The following is a 16,815-nucleotide window of genomic DNA, read 5'->3' as shown; positions in this document are numbered from 1 at the left end:
TCGCCGGAGCGATCGCGCTCGAGAACGGCGACGTCGCGGACCTCGGCCCACGCGGCCGCGACGTCGCCGTTCTCGAGCGCGATCGCTCCGGCGACCTTGGCCAGGCCGACGAGCGAGAGCCGCTCGGTGCGCAGCTGACGGCTGAGCGGCTGCCGCCACCGGGCGAGCAGGGCCGCCGCCTGAGCGGGATCACCGCGCCACAGCACGATCCAGATCTTGCGGCGCTGGAGGTGCGCCGCGAAGCCCAGCGGGGCGTCGAGCTCGAGCGCGCGGTCGAGCAGCTCCTCGGCGCGGCGCCACTCGCCGGTCGAGGCGAGGGCGTCGGCCGTGTTGGCCATCAGCATCGCGCCGAGGGTGCGCGCCACCCCGTGCCGCCGGGCGTGCTCGGCACCCTGCTCGCCCGCGGCCACCGCCTCGCGGAACCGGCCGAGGAGCGAGAGGGCGTCGGACAGGTTGAGCCAGTACCGCAGGCGGGCGGAGTCGTCCTCGCCCGCGAGCGCGCCGGCCAGCTCGAGCTGCTCCAGCCCGTCGTCGATCCGGCCGAGCTCCACGAGAGCCATGCCGCGGATGTTCGCCGCGACGCTCCTGCGCCCCTGCGAGCCGACAGCCTCGGCCTCGGCGGACGCCGCGTCGGCGACCGAGACCGCCTCGACGAGATCGGCCTCGAGCATCAGCCGGGCGGCGAGCTCGCCCAGGATCCGAGCACGCAGCACGCTCGGCTGCCCGCCCTCGAGCAGGGCGAGCGCCTCCCGCAGCAGGGCGACGGAGCCGACCTGACCGAGGTTGGCGAGGTAGGACGCCTTGTCGCGCAGGAGGGTCGCTCGGCACGGGGCGCCCAGGCCCTGGATCGCGAGCGCCTCGTCGACCAGCGCGACCGCGCGCTCGCTCTCGCCCGCATCGCGGAAGTGGTGGGCGGTGGAGCCGAGGAGGTCGGCGCGATCGCGTCCGTGCGACCCGGCGGGCACCTGCTCCCACAGCTCGAGGGCGCGCTCGCCCATCCGCGCGGCCAGGGCGTGGGCGAAGGAGGCTCGGGCGTGCGCCATGGCGTCGAGCGAGGCGGCGAAGGCGCGCTCGGAGTCGTGCGCCGCCATCCAGTGGTACGAGATCTCGGAGGCGGCGGCCGGCCCCCTGCTCTCGAGCGCCTCGGCGTAGCAGGTGTGCGCGCGCACGCGCTCGCCGGGCAGCAGCTCGTCGTGGATCGCGTCGCGTACGAGCGCGTGCCGGAAGCTGTAGCTGCTGCCGTCGACGACGAGCACGCCGCCCGCGATCGCCTCGCGCGCCGCCGTCTCGACGGCGTCGGCGTCGCCGTCCACCACGGCGATCAGGTCGTGCTCGACGCACGTGCCGCCGGCCGAGAGCGTGCGCAGGATCCTCTGCGTCGGCTCGCTGAGCCCGTCGTACCGGGCGAGGAGGACGTCGCGGAGCGACTCGGGGTAGCACTCGGGCACGTTCGCCGCCTCGGCGCGGGCGAACTCCTCGACGAAGAACGGCACCCCCTCCGTCCGCTCGACGACGAGGGCGAGATCGCGCGGAGCGACGGCCGTGCCGCGGAGGGAGGCGACCATGGCCTCGACGCCGCGCCGGTCGAGCCGCGCCAGCTCGCGCCGCTGCACCCGGTCGCTCCGCTCGAGCTCGGGGAGCCAGGCGCGCATCGGATCGCCGCGGCGCAGCTGGTCGCTCCGGAACGTGAGCACCACGAGGATCCGCCCGGCGCTCGCGACGCGCACCAGGAAGCGCAGGACCCCGATCGTGGCGGGGTCGACCCAGTGCAGGTCCTCCACGACCAGCACGATCGGACGCAGCCGCGACGCGGTCTCGAGCGCCACGGTGACCGCCTCGAGCACCGGGGGAGCGGCCGCCGCGGGCTCGCCGCTCGCGGGCAGCTCGGGCAGCAGGATGCGCAGCCCCTCGGCCGACGGACCGGCCATCGCCGCGAGCTCGTCGGAGCCGACCACGCGCGCCAGCTCGCGCAGCGGCGCGGTGATCGGGGCGTAGGGAGGGGCGTCGCGGTCGAGGTCGACGCACTGGCCCCTCAGCACGAGCGCCTCGGCCGGCAACCGCTCGGTGAACTCCGCCACGAGCCGGCTCTTGCCGATGCCGGCCTCGCCGCCGACGACCACGGTCCTCGCCCCCTCGACGAGCATCCGCTCGTAGGTGCGCCGGAGGGCGGCGAGGTCGTCGTCCCGTCCGACGAGGACGGACGGGGAGGGCGGAAGGGGCATGGGAGTCATGGTGCCAGCGGACGCCGACACCGGAGGGGTCCGAGGGCGGGCGATGTCGGTTTCCCGCGGGTCCTCGACCGGAACCCGGCGCGCGGCACCTCAGGCGCCGGCGTGATCGGCCCGCTGCGCGACCGCACGGCGCAGGATCACCAGGAGCCCCGGCCGTGCGGGACGCGCCCCGAGGCGCTCGCGGCGGACCCGCTCGTGCTCGAGGTCGCGCTCGAGGCGGCGCTCGCGCTCCTCGAGCAGCGCGGGGAAGGAGTACTCGCTCAGCATCATCTCGGTCCTCTCGTCGTCGATGCCACGACGCTCCTCCAGGACCGGTGCCGAGGGCATCGGGCGGTCGCCCTATCCCGGGCGGGGCTCGGCGCGCTCGGTCTGAGTCATGACGGCGGCCCGCGGCTCGCGGGTGGGTGGAACCGGCGGAGCGGTCGCGCGGATCCGCGCCGTTCCGGGCCGAGACGGGGATAGGGCGATCGCCCGATGCGCGCGGGGTGGGCTCGGGCGGACCGTTGATCCAGGGCGCAGAGCACGCCCGTTGCAGAGCAAGGAGTTCGAGATGGTCTTCCTCGTCGTCGTCACCGCCGTCATCGTCTGGGCGGTCGCCGCGGCCGTCGTCGCCGTCCTGCGGGACGGCCACGGCCCCCTGCCGACGTGGACGGGCACCGAGCGCATCGTCGCCCGCCGCTGAGGCGGCCCGGTCCGACGCCTCGCGTTCGGCTCGCTGGAACACGCTGGGCTCGCGAGAACAGCAGGATCGCGCGAGCCGGACGGGTTCTCGCGGGCCGGAGGTCGATCCGCCCGCGCGCGCAGACGCGTTCGGCTCGTCACACGACGTTCGGCTCGCGGAATCAGGACGATCCCGCGAGCCGAACGCGTGTCTGCGAGCCGGAGGTGCCGCTATGCGGTGCGACGACGGCGCAGGACCGTCAGCGCCGCTCCCGAGAGCAGCAGCAGGAGTGCCCCGCCGAGGAACCCGGACGCGTCGGAACCGGTGTTCGCGAGCGAGCCGCTGCGGCCCCCTCCCGCCACCGGGACCGCCGTCGCGGTGGGCTGCGGCGACGGAGCGGCGGTCGGCTGCTCGGTCGGCGCGGGAGTGCCCGTGCCCGGCTCGGTCGGAGCGGGGACGACCGGAGCCGCGACAGACGTCAGCGACCAGTTCGCGTCGAAGAAGTCGGCCTGGTCGATCACTCCGCGCGCGGTCGCCCAGTCGATGAGCAGCTGGCGGATCTCGAGGCGCTCGTCGTAGACCAGCGGAGCCGCGGCGACGGCCGGGTAGGCGCCTCCGCCGCTCTGGCGGTAGTTGTTGACCGCCATCACGAAGACGTCCTCATCGGCGACCGGAGTGCCGTCGGGGTGCGCGAGGTCGCGGATCCGCGAGCCGGCCGGCTGCGAGATGTCGATCACGTAGTCCACGCCCGAGAGCGCGTCGTAGTTGTAGTCCGGGATGCCCGTGGGCCGGTCCTCGGTGACCGCGTTCGTGCCGGTGGCCGGGTCGAACGGGGCGCCGGGGGAGACCTGGTTGAAGTACCGGGCCGAGAACTCGAGGTACTCGCGCACCTCGGCTCCGGTCATCTCGACTCCGCGCAGGGTGTTCTCGTAGATGTAGAGACCCGCGATGTCGCGGATGGTGACCTGCCCCTCGGGGAAGACCGCGGTGCGCGAGAACGGCGAGGCCTGCGAGATCACCGGGACGTCCGCCCACTCCGTGCCCTCGAGCGCCGTGTCGACGGTCTCGGCCTGGACGTTGTTGATGAAGTCGATGATCGGGGTGTCCTCGTAGCGCGAGGTCTCGGCCGAGAGCTCCTCGAGCGACTCCGCGACGGGGGTGTTCACGTAGTCGATGGTCGTCGCGTGCTGCTCGGCGACCGCGTCGAGGACGGCGCTCGACTCCTCCGGGATGTCGCGCGCGTAGACGGCCTCGGCGACGGGCGCCTCGCCCTCCGACCAGTCGACCTGCAGATCGCCGGCGGCATCGGGCACCAGGTTCAGCGTGACCTCGGTCAGGCCCTGCGCCCAGTAGTAGGGCTGCGTGACGAGCACCTGCTCGCCGGCGACGTTCGTGAAGAGCGTCTGCGGCACGTCCTGGTGGCTGTGGCCGGCGACGAGCACGTCGATGCCGGGGACCTGGGTCGCGATGTTGTTCACGACGTCCTCGTTGAGGTCGGCCGGGTCGTAGTCGGCGTCGGCGACCGTGCCCTGACCGGTGTGCGCGAGCACGACGACCACGTCGGCCTCGGCCTGCACCTTCGGGACCCACTCCTTCGCGGTCTCGACCATGTCGCGGAACTCGAGCACGCCGTCGACGTACTGCTTGTCCCAGACGCGGACGCCCGGGGTGACGAGGCCGAGGACGCCGACCTTCACGGTCTCGCCGTCGATCTCGCGCTCGATCACGGTGAACGGCTCGTGGTACGGCTCGCCGGTGGCGACCTCGACGACGTTCGCGCCGAGCAGCGGAGCGTTCAGGTCGCCCTCGTACGCGCCGAGCATGTCGAGCCCGTAGTTGTACTCGTGGTTGCCGACGACCTGGGCGTCGTAGCCGATGGTGTTGAAGGCGGCGGCCATCGGATGCGTCGTCTCGTCCGCGAGGACGCCCGCGGCTCCGTCGCCGAGCCCGTAGTAGTACGTGAGGGGAGTGCCCTGGATCGCGTCGCCGTTGTCGAAGACGAGGACCGACTCGTCGCCCTTCTCGGCGCGGAGGCGGTCGACCTCGGTCGCGACGCGCGTGAGTCCGAGGGTGTCCTCGCCCTCGTACGGCGCGTTCGCGAAGTAGTCCCAGTTGTAGACGTGGCCGTGGGTGTCGGTCGTCGACACGAGCGTGAGCTCGAGGCCGTCGTCGGTGGTGGCCGCGGTCGCCGAGGGGGCGACGGTGGCCGCTCCGAGGGCGGCGACGACGAGGAGGCTGGCAGCGCGGTATCGGCGCATCGGTGTCCTGTTCGCGTGATGGGTGGAGAGTGAACGTCTTCGAACCTAGGCCGGATGTGTGAACGCGTCATTACGGCTTCGAGAGCATTGCTCGGCAATGCGGTGCCCGCGGTCGGCCCGCGTCCCCGGAGCGGTCCCGGAGCCGCTCCGCTAGAATCGAGCGGCTGGTCGCGCAGAAGCGGCATCTCGATGCCGGGCCGGCCCGCCGAGGCCCGGTGGAACCCGAAACGGGCCGGGCGCCCACCTCCCCGTCGAGAAGGACACGCCATGCCAGCAATCGTCATCACCGGCGCCCAGTGGGGCGACGAGGGCAAGGGACGCGCCACCGACCTCCTCGGAAGCCGCGTCGACTACGTCGTCAAGTTCAACGGCGGCAACAACGCGGGCCACACGGTCGTCGTCGGCGACGAGAAGTACGCGCTGCACCTGCTCCCCTCGGGCATCCTGACGCCGGGCGTGGTCCCCGTCATCGCCAACGGCGTCGTCGTCGACATCGAGGTGCTCTTCCACGAGCTCGAGGCGCTGAGCGCCCGCGGCGTCGACGTCTCGAAGCTGCTCGTCAGCGCCAACGCGCACGTCATCACGAGCTACCACCGCACCCTCGACAAGGTGACGGAGCGGTTCCTCGGCAAGCGCCAGATCGGCACCACGGGCCGCGGCATCGGCCCCGCGTACGCCGACAAGATCAACCGCGTCGGCATCCGCATCCAGGACCTCTTCGACGAGAACATCCTGCGCCAGAAGGTCGAGGGCGCCCTCGACCAGAAGAACCACCTGCTGGTGAAGGTCTACAACCGCCGCGCGATCCTGGTCGAGCAGGTCATGGAGGACCTGCTGCAGTACACCGAGCGTCTGCGCCCCATGGTCGCCGACACCTCGCTCGTGCTCGCCCAGGCGCTCGACGCCGGCAAGACCGTGCTGTTCGAGGCCGGGCAGGCCACCATGCTCGACGTCGACCACGGCACCTACCCGTTCGTCACGTCCTCGAACGCGACCTCCGGAGGAGCGGCCACCGGCTCCGGAGTCGCCCCCAACCGCATCGAGCGCGTCATCGCCGTCATCAAGGCGTACACGACCCGCGTCGGCGCGGGCCCGTTCCCGACCGAGCTCTTCGACGAGTGGGGCGAGTACCTCCGCAAGCAGGGCTTCGAGTTCGGCACCACGACCGGCCGCCCGCGCCGCTGCGGCTGGTACGACGCCCCCATCGCCCGCTACTCCGCGCGGATCAACGGCGTCACCGACTTCGTCCTCACCAAGCTCGACGTGCTCTCGGGCCTCGAGACGATCCCCGTCTGCGTCGCGTACGACGTCGACGGCGTGCGCCACGACGAGGTCCCGGTCTCGCAGAGCGACTTCCACCACGCGAAGCCGATCTACGAGGAGTTCCCCGGCTGGCAGGAGGACATCACCGGCTGCCGCACGTTCGCCGACCTCCCGCAGGCCGCGCAGGACTACGTCCGCGCGCTCGAGGCGATGAGCGGCGCCCGCTTCTCGGCGATCGGGGTCGGCCCGGAGCGCGAGCAGGTCGTCGTCCTGCACGACCTCCTCGACTGACCCGCGGCCGTCGCCGCTGCGCGCCTCACCCGCTGGTCGAGCAGCTCCGCAGGCGCGCATCGAGACCCGCCACGTCCGGGACGGGCGGATCTCGATACTGCGGGGGCTACTCGATCACCAGGATGCGAGCCGCCGCGAGGCGGCCCTTGTGCTTCTGCTGGACCCCTTCTCGCGCCGACTCGCCGTCGCCCTGCGCGCCGAGCCGACCCGAAGCGGGCCGCGCGGGGTCGGTAGGCCCCCTCGAGCGGCCCTCCCTGCTGGTCGAGTAGCGCCGCAGGCGCGTATCGAGACCGACCACGTCCAGCACGCGCGGATCTCCGCCCGTCCGGTCGGCAAGGGGGCGCATCCGCAGCAGCAGGCGGGGCATGATCGGCGGATGCAGATCTACGCCGACCTCCCCGCCGTGCGCGCCCGGCAGATCACGGCCGACGCCCTGGCGCTCGCCGTCGCGGCCGTCGCTATCGCCGCCGGCATCGCCGTCGGCAGCCTCATCGCCGGGCTGGCCGAGATCGGCCGCCGCCTCGAGAGCGCGGGCAGCGGCTTCGGCTCGACGATGAGCGACGCCGGATCCACGCTCGGCGGCATCCCGCTGCTCGGCGACGCCGTGCGCGCGCCCTTCGACGAGGCGAGCGGGGCCGGCTCCGTGCTGGCCGCCGCGGGACGCGACCAGCAGCAGCTCGCGGGAGCCCTCGCGATCGTGGCGGGCCTCGCGATCGGCGGCCTGCCGCTCCTGCTCCTGGCGGTGCTCTGGCTGCGTCCGCGACTCCGGTTCGCCCGCCGCACCGCCGAACTCCGGGCGCTGGGTGCGACGGCCGCGGGCTTCGAGCTGCTGGCGCTGCGCGCGCTGACGGAGGCGGCCCCGCGCGAGATCCTCGCGGCCCACCCCGACGCGGTCCCCGCCTGGCGCACCGGCCACCCCGCCGCGACGCAGGCGCTCGCCGCGCTCGCCCTCCGGCGCGCAGGCCTGCGCCCCCGCTGACCGGACGCCCGCTGACCGGGACGCCGCCCTGACCGGGACGCCCGCTGACCGGGACCCGCTGAGGACCACCCCCTGTCCCCCGGAAGGATGACCTCTCGACCACCCGCGGGCGACGAGCGCGACAGCACCGCCTCCGTAGCGTCGAGGACATGCAGAACCAGACCTCCACCGTTGTGGCGCGCGTCGAGAACGTGCGCAAGCTGTACGGCAGCACGCCCCCCGTCGTCGCCCTCGACGGCGTCACCCTCTCGATCCAGCGCGGCGAGTTCACCGCCGTCATGGGACCGAGCGGATCCGGCAAGTCCACCCTGATGCACGTCCTCGCCGGCCTCGACACGGCCACCGACGGCCGTGTGTTCCTCGGCGAGACCGAGATCAGCGGCCTCGGCGACGCCGAGCTCACGCTGCTGCGCCGCCGCCAGGTCGGCTTCGTCTTCCAGGCGTTCAACCTCATCCCCACGCTCGACGTGCGCGGCAACATCCGCCTGCCGTTCGAGCTCGACGGCCGCCGCGTCACCGCCGACGAGGAGGCGTGGATCGCCAGCCTCATCGAGTCGCTCGGGCTGCGCGACCGCCTCACGCACCGGCCCTACGAGCTGTCGGGCGGCCAGCAGCAGCGCGTCGCCATCGCCCGCGCGCTCGCCACCCGACCTCAGCTGATCTTCGCCGACGAGCCCACCGGCAACCTCGACTCCCGCACCGGCCGCGAGGTCCTCACCCTGCTGCGCGCCTCCACCCGCGAGTACGGCCAGTCGATCGCGATGGTCACCCACGACCCGATCGCGGCCGCCTACGCCGACCGCATCGTCTTCCTCCGCGACGGGGCGGTCGTCGACGACCGCCGCGGCATGACCGCGGAAGAGGTCTCGCGCACGATGCTCGAGATGGAGACCGCGGCGTGAGCGGCGTGCGCACGGGCTCGAAGCAGGGAGGAGGCGCGATCGTCACGGTCGCCGCCCTGTCCGCCGCATTCGGCGGAGTGCTCGTCATGGTCGTCGCCGACATGGTCGCCGCGTTCCAGGCGGCTGGACTGGACGGCATCGAGCAGGCCGCGACGACGCTCGGGGTCGTCGGCGTCGTGTTCTTCGGCATCGCGGTGTTCGTGGGCGGCATCGTCACCTCGAACGCCGTCTCCACGGTGATCGCGGGCCGCACCCGCGAGATCTCGCTCCTGCGCCTGCTGGGCGCCTCGGGCCGCTCACTGCGCGCCGAGGTCGTGCGGAACGGCCTGATGCAGGGCCTGCTCGGCGCGGTGATCGGCCTCGTCGCCGCGGTCGTGCTGGTCGCGGCCGGCGCCGAGCTCGCGTTCGCCACGGGGACGTTCACGCGCATCGAGCTCCCGCTCGTCTCTCCGGGACTGCTGCTGCCGGCCGTCGCCGTCATCGCGTCGACCGTCATCGCCTCCTGGGCCGGATCGCGCCGGGTGCTCTCGGTCTCGCCGTCCGAGGCGGCGGGCTCCTCCGCCGAGCCGCGCTACGACGAGCTCCGGGGCCGCCGCGGCCGCAACGCCCTGGCGATCGCCTTCGTCGTGCTCGGCTTCCTCCTGCTGGGCGCAGGCGTCGTGGTCGGGCTGCTGAGCCCGTTCGGCGTGCTCCTGGGCCTGGTCGGCGGCATGGTCTCGTTCTCCGGCATCATCCTCGGGGCGCCGGTGCTGCTGCCTCCGCTCACCTCGCTGGTCGGTCGGGCGTTCGGCGGCGGACCGGTCGCGCGCCTCGCCTCCGCCAACGCGATCCGCAACCCCGCCCGCAGCGCGCGGGCCGTCATCGGCCTCGTGATCGGAGTGACGCTCGTCACGATGTTCGCGGTCGCCGCGGCGACCTTCGCCACCATCATGCGGATGTCCGAGGACATGAGCCCCGAGGTCTTCGAGGCGCTCGACCAGTTCGTCTCGGTCAGCACCGCGATCATGAGCGTCCTGCTCGGCTTCTCGGTGCTCCTCGCCGCTGTCGGCATGGTCAACACGCTCTCGCTCAGCGTGCTCCAGCGTCGCCGCGAGCTGGGGCTGCTCCGGGCCGTCGGCTTCACCGGCTCCCAGGTGCGCTGGATGGTCGTCGTCGAAGCGGCGCAGATGGTGATCGCCGCGGCCCTGCTGGGCCTGGTCCTCGGCGTGGTCTACGGATGGAGCGGGGCGATCGCGATCTTCGGCTCGCTGCCCGGCATCGGCCTGGTGCCCCCGACGATCCCCGTGACGATCCTCGCCGCCGTCGTGGTGGTCGGCGTCCTCATCACCGTCGTCTCGGCCGTGCTGCCCGCGCGCCGGGCGACGACGGTCTCGCCGGTCGCGGCGCTCGCCGTGGCCTGAGCGGCACGCGGGGTCTGCAGCAGGGCCGTCGCCCCGGAGGGATCCGGAGCGGCGGCCCTCCGTCGTGCCCGCTGCGACGGATCCGGAGTCACACCACCGAGAACCCGGCCGCCAGCCGCTCGCGCCCGCTGACCGCCATCAGGAACTCCTCCGCCCGGCCGCCGCGCGCCGCGAGGCCCCCGGTCAGCGCGCAGCTCGCCTCGACGGCGGGAGCGGGCAGCTCGTGCGGCACCCCGGTCGCGCGCGACAGGTCGATCGTGTGCACGACCAGCTCGAGCACCCGGGTGCGGAGGTACTCGTCGAGGGCGATCGCGTGCGGGCCGATCGCGACGAGGCGACCGGGCGGCTGCTCCGCGAGCAGAGCGGTCGCGCGCTGCAGCGCCTCGCGGGCGGTCTCCTCCGGCCGGTCGCCCAGCGCCGCTCCCGCCTCCACTCCTCGTCGCGCGACGGCCGCCGGATCGGCGACGTTCCCGGCGAGCGCTCCGTAGTAGGCGAGCGCGTCGGGCACCGTCGCCTCGGCGGGCTCCTCGGCGCGGAGGTACGTCTCGACGGTGAGGATCGCGCGCGACGCGTGCCCGGCGAGCCCGCGGACGTCCCAGTCGCCGAGTCCGGGGAGCGCCCACTTGTCGCCGCCGATCCGCGAGAGCAGGCGGACGAAGGCGGCGGCGGAGGTCTCGAACAGCACGGGGTCGGCCATGGACCCCATGCTGGCACGCGGTCTGGACCACCCGCGGCGGCGGCGGCGACCCCAGAATGGCCGGGTGACCGACTCCGCCCCCGCCTCCCCCCGTCGGCCCGGCCCCGTGCGCCTCGTCGCGAGGACCGTGGTCCTCGAGCCGCTCGCCGACGAGCACCTCGACGGACTGCGCGACGCGATCGCGCGGCCCGAGGTCTTCGCGGGCGGCTACGGAGGAGGGGCCGCGGGGCTGGACCCCGACCCGGTCGCGTTCCGGGCGTTCCTCCTCCGCTACTACCCCTGGGCGACGGGACTGCCGTACGCCGTGCTGGTCGACGGGCGCGTGGTCGGAGCGACGGCGCTCGCCGACTTCGACGAGACGCGCGAGGCCGCGCACCTGGGCTGGACCGCCTACGCGCCCGAGGTGTGGGGCGGCGCGGTGAATCCCGAGACGAAGCGCCTGCTGCTCGGGCTCGCCTTCGACAGCGGCTACTCGCGCGTGAAGCTGCAGGCCGATGCGGCCAACGCCCGATCGCGGGCGGCGATCCTGCGGCTGGGCGCGACGTTCGAGGGGGTGCTGCGCCACGACCAGCGCAGGGCCGACGGCTCGTGGCGCGACACGGCGGTGCACTCGATCCTCCGCGAGGAGTGGCCCGCGGTCCGCGACGGACTGGACCGCCGACTCGCCGCCCTGCGCTAGCAACCGCGGGGCCGCTCCCGCAACCGGTGACCGCTGCCGGGGGAGAGGAGTAGGAAAGAGGGATGGAACGGATCCACTACGCGGGCAGCTCGGTGCTGACCGGCAGCGCCATCGCCCGCTCGCTGGTGCACTACGCCGAGGCTCTCGCGCTGCGGAAGGGATCCGCGGCGGTCCGGATCCCCGTCCGGCTCGAGGACGGCGGACTCGGCAGTGCCGACCTGCTCATCGGCCCCGCCAGCCAGCTCCTCAGCGAGCCGGAGGAGAGCGACGCCGAGGAGCTCGTCGACGACGAGCTCGTCGAGCGGATGGACCGCGAGGCCGGTCGACTCGGCGTCTCGCACCCGGTGGCCGAGGCCGACGACGAGATCGTGCGTCTCCCCGATCTCGACCTGCCCGAGTACGACGACGAGGTCCGCTGACATGGTCGCGCGAGGACGTCTCGGTAGGATCGGCTCCTGCCGCGAGTACCGGAACGGGAGCGCTGCCCCGGCGTCACCCGGCCCCCACCGAGCACCGCAGCCTGAACGGAGAGTGCCCTGATGGGCCGATTGATCTACGACTCCACCCTGGAGGCCGACTTCGACGACCGCCTGCTGGCGCACCTGCAGATCGTCATCGGATCCAAGCTCGCACGCAACGAGTCCTTCTACTTCTCGTGGAAGGACTCGCAGGCGGTCGGCGACGGACGCACCTCGATCTGGGTGCACCCCGCGATCCCGCTGCGGTTCAAGTACCACGGGGGCCGCGCGCCCTCGATCAACCCCGAATGGATCCGCCAGCTCCTGGCCGATTCGCACACCGCACACGGTCTGCGCATCAGCGAGGAGCCGCGTGGAGCCACTCGGCCGAGCGAGGAGCCCATCCTGTGAAGCGCGTCGAGATCACCTACGGCGGATCGCCGTACAGCCTGTCGGACACGACCGCCGAGGCGGTGCAGGCCGATGTCGAGCGCGCGCTCGACGGTGAGGCCTCGCGCTGGCTCGTCGTGAACCAGGGCGAGGGGGAGCCGCGGCAGACGTCGATCCTCATCACTCCCGGGGTCGCGTTCTCGGTCGCCGACGTCGCGCTCTAGCGCTCGCCGCTTCCTGCTGAGGCGGAGATCCGCCCGCCTCCTGCTGATCGGGTCGACCGCGACTGCTGATCGGGTCGGACGGCCTTCCGCTGGTCGGCAGTCCGCCCTCCGCGATCCAGTGGCCCGCTTCTGCTGATCGGGCGGTCCGCCCTCCGCGATCCGGCAGTCCGCCCTCCGCGATCCGGCGGTCGCCCTCCGCGATCCGGCGGTCCCTTCCTGCTGATCGGCAGTCCGCCTTCCGCGATCCGGCGGTCCCTTCCTGCTGATCGAGTAGGCCGCGCAGCGGCCGTATCGAGATCCGCCCCGGCCGGAGTCGGTGGGTCTCGATACGCCCCTGCGGGGCTACTCGACCAGCAAAGGGGAGGGGGTGGGAGTGTGCCGGTGCGGCACCTGCGGATCGGGCGGTCCACCTCCGCGATTCAGCGGTCCGTTCCTGCTGATCGAGTAGGTCGCGGAGCGACCGTATCGAGATCCGCCCCACCGGGCGTCGGAAGTCTCGATACGCCCCTGCGGGGCTACTCGACCAGCAAAGGGGGGAGAGAGGGGGCCGGCGCGGTCCGGTGCGGTCAGCGGCGCAGCAGTGCCGGGAACTCGGCGGGGATCTCGCTCGCGAGGTAGCCGGCGGGGCCGATGCGCTCGGTGAGGCGGGGGTCCGCCTCCGTGTGCAGGTGCACACCCCACGCAGCGGCGCCCGCTCCGTCGACGCCGCGTGCCCGGAGGCCCGCGGTCGCGCCGGCGAGCACGTCGCCGCTGCCGGCCGTGGCCAGCCCCGGGTGCTCGCCCTCGGCGCGCACGAGCACGCCGTCCGGATCCGCGACGACGTTGAAGAGGCTCACGACCGCCTCGTAGCGGCGGGCGATCGCCCTGGCGGCGGTCTCGACGTCCTCGATCTCGGCGCCCAGGAGCCGCTCGGCCTCCGCGGTGTTCGGAGTGATCAGCAGACGTCCGGCGAGCGAGCGGGCGACGCGCTTCTGGCCCGGCAGGACGCCGAGCGGGAACGCGTCGAGGTGCACGGCGGGCACGTCCCGCAGCAGCGGTGCGAGCGCCCGGAGGGTCGACGCGGTCGCCTTCGGATCGTCCAGTCCCGGGCCCACGAGTGCCACGTCGGCCGAGGCCAGCTCGCCCTCGAGCGCCTCGAGCCCGCGGCCGGTGATGGATCCGGTGCGCGACTCCTGCAGCGGGACGACCCCGCACTCGGGCAGCGCGACCGCGGTCGCCGAGGCGACGGACTCGGCGACGCACAGCGTGATGCGGCCGGCGCCGACCCGCAGCGCCGCGATGCCCGCGAGCAGAGCGGCTCCGGGGGTCTTGCGGGCACCGCCGATGATCACGACGTCGCCGCGGGCGTGCTTGGAGCCGGACGGCTCGGGCAGCGGCCAGCGCTGCTCCAGCAGGGCGCGGTCGATGGTCTCAGTCATGCGGGTCTCCCTCTCCCTCGTCCCGGTCGTCGTGCCGGGTGACGGGCGCGCCCGTCTGCTCCAGGTGCTCGGTGCTCGAGAAGCGCTCGACGCTCCAGCCGTCGTCGCCGCGCACGAGCCGGGTCACCGACGCGTTGGCGACCGGGGTGGAGGCGCCGATGTCGAGGAGCTCGCGCTCGGACAGGCCCTCGCAGACGTAGCGGGTGATGAGCACCACGGCGTCGTGGCAGAACAGCACGGCCGGGCCGGCGGGCGCGGCGGCATCGAGGTGATCGAGGAACGACCGCATCCGCAGGGCGAGGTCGGTCCAGGACTCGCCGCCCGGCGGCCGGTAGTAGAACTTGCCGTGCCACTCGCGGCGCTGCGCCTCCTCGGGGAAGCGCTCGCGGAACCCGGCGGAGGTGAGCCGGTCGGCGATGCCGAGGTCTCGGTCGCGGAGCCGCTCGTCGACTCCGAGCGGCAGGTCGATTCCGGCCTCGGCCAGGGCGATCCTCGCCGTCGAGGACGCGCGGACGAAGGGCGAGCTCCACGCGGAGGCGGGCGCGGCCTCGCCGGCGAGCCAGCGTCCGAGGGCGTGCGCCTGCTCCTGCCCGGCGTCCGAGAGCTCGACGTCGGCGTCGCGGCGGTCGACCGCGATCTCGACCGCCCCCTGCGCCTCGGCTGCGCTCGCGGCGACATTGGCGACGCTCTCTCCGTGGCGCACCAGGAGGAGCTCGGTCGGTCCGGTCGTTCTCGCGGGGGCCATGACTCCACCCTCCGCTCCCCGGCCCGCGCCCGGAAGGGAGTTGCGGGCGGGTCGGAGCGCGCGCTACAGGTCGTCGGTCCGGGGAACACGATCTCGCGCGCTCCCTCCGACGGGGGTCTCCTGTCCACCAGGCCCTAGGGTCGTTCTCGTGACTCGGATGCGGACGGCCCTGGCGGCGACGACCCTCCTGGGCGCCCTGGCGCTCGCCGGCTGCACGGACCCCGCCCCCGCCGCTCCGGAGCGGACCGACAGCGCGTCGCTGCTCGGCGCCCGGGACGACGCCCGCGAGCGGCTGCGGAGCCTGACCGCCGCGCTCACCGGGCCCCAGGACGACGCCTTCGACTTCGCCCGAGCGGCCGACGCCGCCCCCGTCGAGGGGGTCGAGCTGATCGGCATCGAGTCGTACGAGGCGCCCAGCGCGGAGGAGCCGTTCGGCTCGCTGTCGTTCCGCACGCCGGTCGACGCGTCGGAGTACCCCGAGGCCGACGACGTGCCCGAGGCCTTCTGCTTCCAGGTCCCCTTCGCGTCGACGGGCGCCGTCGAGGGCGATTTCGCGGCCGTCGAGATCGACTGCCCGGCCGACGCCGTCGTCATCACACCGCCGGCCGAGGGCTGAGCTCAGTCCGCCGACACCGCGGTGATCACGGCGGCGAGGGTCTCGGGGTTCCCGAGGATCCTGAAGTGGCCGCCGGTCTCGATGCGCACGTTGACCGCGCCCTCGAGCATGCTGCCCTCGGGGATGTGCGGGTCGAAGACGCCGAAGACCGAGGTGATGCGGGCGTTCGCCCCGGCCCGGCTCGCGAGCAGCAGGGTCGTGGCGTCGCGCGGCGAGAACGAGCGGAGGCTCTTCAGCACGAGGTAGGGCGCGTAGCGCGAGCCGCCGAAGGGGGTCGACACGGCGACCATGCGGTCGACGCGGCCGTCGGGGTCGAGCTCGGTCATCACGTACTTGCCGATCAGCCCGCCCTTGCTGTGGGCGACGACGACGACGTCGCGGAGGTCGTGCCGCTCGAGGTAGGCGGCGACGTCCTCCGCGGTGCGCGCGACAGGGCGGCCGTTGCGGCCGAGGTCGTCGAGCACGTGCAGCGGGTGCCCGCGCCGGTGCAGCGGATCGATGATCGGGCGGAGGAAGGACCACGTCTCCCAGATGCCGGGCAGCACGAGCACGGGCCGGCGGTCGCCGTCGAGGTAGTCGTCGGGGGCGCGGCGCGACAGGAACCCGCGGACCTGCCAGGCGACGGCGTAGGCGTAGTCCTGGATCCACCAGAGGCCGTCGCGGACGATCCGGTTCACCGTGCGGCCTCGACGGGCGCGTCGGCGGTCGTCTCGAGGGAGGCCTCGGCGGCCGCGGGGGGCGTGCCGATCGAGGCAGCGAAGCGCCCGAGCTCGCGGGCGAGCTCCTCGGGCTCCGTGCGCGGGACCACGTGGCGGGAGCGGCCGAGTTCGATCACCCGGGCGTCGGAGCAGGCGGCGGCGAGCCGTGCGCACCAGTCGCGCGTGCCGATCGGGTCGTCGTGACCGCGGACGATCAGGACGGGCTGAGCGAGCACCGCGGCGCGGGCGACGATCGGGTGGTGCAGCATCTCGGGGAGCTGGCGGAGGTACCAGCCGATGCCTCCGCGGAGGTAGTCGCCGAGGACCAGCGCGTCCACTCCGATCGGCTCGCCGAGGCAGTCGCGGGCGAGCGCGAGGCCCTGCCGGACGGCTCCGGGGCGCTCGGGATCGACCACCGGTCCGATCAGGACGACGCCCTCGACGACGTCGGGAGCGAGGGCCGCGAGCTCGACGGCGACCTGGGTGCCCATGGAGTGCCCGACGGCGATCGCGCGGGTGACGCCGCGATCCTCCAGCACCCGGGCGACGAACCGGGCGTGGTCGGCGATGCCGACGCGGCGCCGCGGTGGACGGTTGGCTCCGAAGCCGGCGAGGTCGACGCCGACCACTCGGCCGTGCCGCCGCAGCGGGGCGACCAGGCGCGAGAACGTGCGGTGCGACATCCCGATGCCGTGGAGGAGCACGAAGGTGCGCGGCGAATCGAGCGGGCCGACGGCGTACGAGCGCAGCTGCACGCCGTCGACCTCGTGATGGACGGCGGAGACTCGGCGGGGCATGGCTCCAGGCTAGGCAGCCGCGGGGTGCGGCGCGCGGGGATGCGCGAGGGCGGTGGGGTGGGCTAGAGAGCTCGCGCTTGACATTCGCACTAATGTCAACGTTGAGCA

Annotated in this window: 19 protein-coding genes; 10 read left to right on the top strand and 9 right to left on the bottom strand. The window is 73.6% G+C overall.

The window, feature by feature from the left end:
• Together NB037_RS10810 and NB037_RS10805 are read right to left on the bottom strand one after the other, a co-directional pair.
• Positions 1 to 2,222, bottom strand: a 2,222-nt coding sequence (locus tag NB037_RS10810) for an ATP-binding protein (RefSeq protein ID WP_251945656.1), incomplete at its 3' end; no start/stop codon positions are given.
• Positions 2,223 to 2,321: 99 nt separating this feature from the next.
• The gene (locus NB037_RS10805; RefSeq protein WP_251945655.1) at positions 2,322 to 2,558 is read right to left on the bottom strand and encodes a hypothetical protein; all 237 of its coding nucleotides are present in this window, start codon (positions 2,556 to 2,558) and stop codon (positions 2,322 to 2,324) included.
• A gap of 223 nt (positions 2,559 to 2,781) precedes the next feature.
• Between NB037_RS10805 and NB037_RS19595 the strand changes: the two genes are divergently transcribed.
• A complete protein-coding gene (locus tag NB037_RS19595; RefSeq protein ID WP_279308801.1) occupies positions 2,782 to 2,913 on the top strand; it encodes a hypothetical protein in 132 nt (43 codons plus the stop codon).
• A 209-nt stretch (positions 2,914 to 3,122) separates the two neighbouring features.
• Here NB037_RS19595 and NB037_RS10800 read toward each other — a convergent pair whose 3' ends face one another.
• A complete protein-coding gene (locus NB037_RS10800) occupies positions 3,123 to 5,150 on the bottom strand; it encodes a bifunctional metallophosphatase/5'-nucleotidase (RefSeq protein WP_251945654.1) in 2,028 nt (675 codons plus the stop codon).
• A gap of 267 nt (positions 5,151 to 5,417) precedes the next feature.
• On the opposite strand from NB037_RS10800, the gene NB037_RS10795 reads away from it, so the two are divergent.
• Positions 5,418 to 6,704 carry an adenylosuccinate synthase gene (locus NB037_RS10795; RefSeq protein ID WP_055794202.1) on the top strand — a complete coding sequence of 429 codons (1,287 nt, stop codon included), beginning with the start codon at positions 5,418 to 5,420 and terminating at the stop codon, positions 6,702 to 6,704.
• A gap of 106 nt (positions 6,705 to 6,810) precedes the next feature.
• On the opposite strand, the gene NB037_RS10790 is transcribed toward NB037_RS10795, so the two are convergent.
• Complete coding sequence (locus NB037_RS10790) at positions 6,811 to 7,071, bottom strand: hypothetical protein (protein WP_251945653.1); 261 nt, start codon at positions 7,069 to 7,071, stop codon at positions 6,811 to 6,813.
• 9 nt (positions 7,072 to 7,080) lie between these two features.
• Here NB037_RS10790 and NB037_RS10785 point away from each other — a divergent pair, with 9 nt between their 5' ends.
• From NB037_RS10785 to NB037_RS10775, 3 genes are all read left to right on the top strand, one after another.
• Positions 7,081 to 7,683 (top strand): hypothetical protein, encoded by a 603-nt coding sequence (locus NB037_RS10785; protein ID WP_251945652.1) that lies wholly within the window; start codon positions 7,081 to 7,083, stop codon positions 7,681 to 7,683.
• 149 nt (positions 7,684 to 7,832) lie between these two features.
• Positions 7,833 to 8,585 carry an ABC transporter ATP-binding protein gene (locus tag NB037_RS10780; RefSeq protein ID WP_251945651.1) on the top strand — a complete coding sequence of 251 codons (753 nt, stop codon included), beginning with the start codon at positions 7,833 to 7,835 and terminating at the stop codon, positions 8,583 to 8,585.
• Positions 8,582 to 9,985, top strand: a complete 1,404-nt coding sequence (locus tag NB037_RS10775) for an ABC transporter permease (protein ID WP_251945650.1) — start codon at positions 8,582 to 8,584, stop codon at positions 9,983 to 9,985. The genes NB037_RS10780 and NB037_RS10775 overlap by 4 nt, the downstream gene beginning before the upstream one ends.
• Before the next feature lie 88 nt (positions 9,986 to 10,073).
• On the opposite strand, the gene NB037_RS10770 is transcribed toward NB037_RS10775, so the two are convergent.
• Positions 10,074 to 10,682 (bottom strand): maleylpyruvate isomerase family mycothiol-dependent enzyme, encoded by a 609-nt coding sequence (locus tag NB037_RS10770; RefSeq protein WP_251945649.1) that lies wholly within the window; start codon positions 10,680 to 10,682, stop codon positions 10,074 to 10,076.
• A gap of 64 nt (positions 10,683 to 10,746) precedes the next feature.
• Here NB037_RS10770 and NB037_RS10765 point away from each other — a divergent pair, with 64 nt between their 5' ends.
• From NB037_RS10765 to NB037_RS10750, 4 genes are all read left to right on the top strand, one after another.
• A complete protein-coding gene (locus tag NB037_RS10765; protein ID WP_308202072.1) occupies positions 10,747 to 11,361 on the top strand; it encodes a GNAT family N-acetyltransferase in 615 nt (204 codons plus the stop codon).
• A gap of 62 nt (positions 11,362 to 11,423) precedes the next feature.
• Positions 11,424 to 11,780, top strand: coding sequence for a hypothetical protein (locus NB037_RS10760; protein ID WP_251945648.1), 357 nt, complete (start codon positions 11,424 to 11,426; stop codon positions 11,778 to 11,780).
• A 120-nt stretch (positions 11,781 to 11,900) separates the two neighbouring features.
• Positions 11,901 to 12,230: a DUF7882 family protein gene (locus NB037_RS10755; RefSeq protein ID WP_251945647.1), complete on the top strand. Its 330-nt coding sequence runs from the start codon at positions 11,901 to 11,903 to the stop codon at positions 12,228 to 12,230.
• On the top strand, positions 12,227 to 12,433 hold the full coding sequence (locus NB037_RS10750; RefSeq protein ID WP_207403390.1) for a hypothetical protein: 207 nt from the start codon (positions 12,227 to 12,229) through the stop codon (positions 12,431 to 12,433). The genes NB037_RS10755 and NB037_RS10750 overlap by 4 nt, the downstream gene beginning before the upstream one ends.
• Before the next feature lie 566 nt (positions 12,434 to 12,999).
• Here the strand turns inward: NB037_RS10750 and NB037_RS10745 are convergent.
• Together NB037_RS10745 and NB037_RS10740 are read right to left on the bottom strand one after the other, a co-directional pair.
• Positions 13,000 to 13,851 carry an ADP-dependent NAD(P)H-hydrate dehydratase gene (locus NB037_RS10745; RefSeq protein WP_251945646.1) on the bottom strand — a complete coding sequence of 284 codons (852 nt, stop codon included), beginning with the start codon at positions 13,849 to 13,851 and terminating at the stop codon, positions 13,000 to 13,002.
• Positions 13,844 to 14,596, bottom strand: a complete 753-nt coding sequence (locus tag NB037_RS10740) for a histidine phosphatase family protein (RefSeq protein ID WP_251945645.1) — start codon at positions 14,594 to 14,596, stop codon at positions 13,844 to 13,846. The genes NB037_RS10745 and NB037_RS10740 overlap by 8 nt, the downstream gene beginning before the upstream one ends.
• A gap of 148 nt (positions 14,597 to 14,744) precedes the next feature.
• Here NB037_RS10740 and NB037_RS10735 point away from each other — a divergent pair, with 148 nt between their 5' ends.
• On the top strand, positions 14,745 to 15,212 hold the full coding sequence (locus NB037_RS10735) for a hypothetical protein (protein ID WP_251945644.1): 468 nt from the start codon (positions 14,745 to 14,747) through the stop codon (positions 15,210 to 15,212).
• Positions 15,213 to 15,214: 2 nt separating this feature from the next.
• Here NB037_RS10735 and NB037_RS10730 read toward each other — a convergent pair whose 3' ends face one another.
• Positions 15,215 to 15,889, bottom strand: a complete 675-nt coding sequence (locus NB037_RS10730; RefSeq protein ID WP_251945643.1) for an esterase/lipase family protein — start codon at positions 15,887 to 15,889, stop codon at positions 15,215 to 15,217.
• Entirely contained in the window at positions 15,886 to 16,707 is an 822-nt protein-coding gene (locus tag NB037_RS10725; protein ID WP_251945642.1) for an alpha/beta fold hydrolase, read from the bottom strand. Before NB037_RS10725 ends, NB037_RS10730 begins: the two co-directional genes overlap by 4 nt.
• Positions 16,708 to 16,815: the final 108 nt, after the last annotated feature.

Origin of the sequence: Rathayibacter rubneri (assembly GCF_023743255.1) — a bacterium.
In the GTDB taxonomy this organism is placed as follows: Bacteria; Actinomycetota; Actinomycetes; order Actinomycetales; family Microbacteriaceae; genus Rathayibacter; species Rathayibacter rubneri.
Note: the sequence above shows the minus strand (reverse complement) of the source record. Positions and strands in the feature narration are given on the sequence as shown.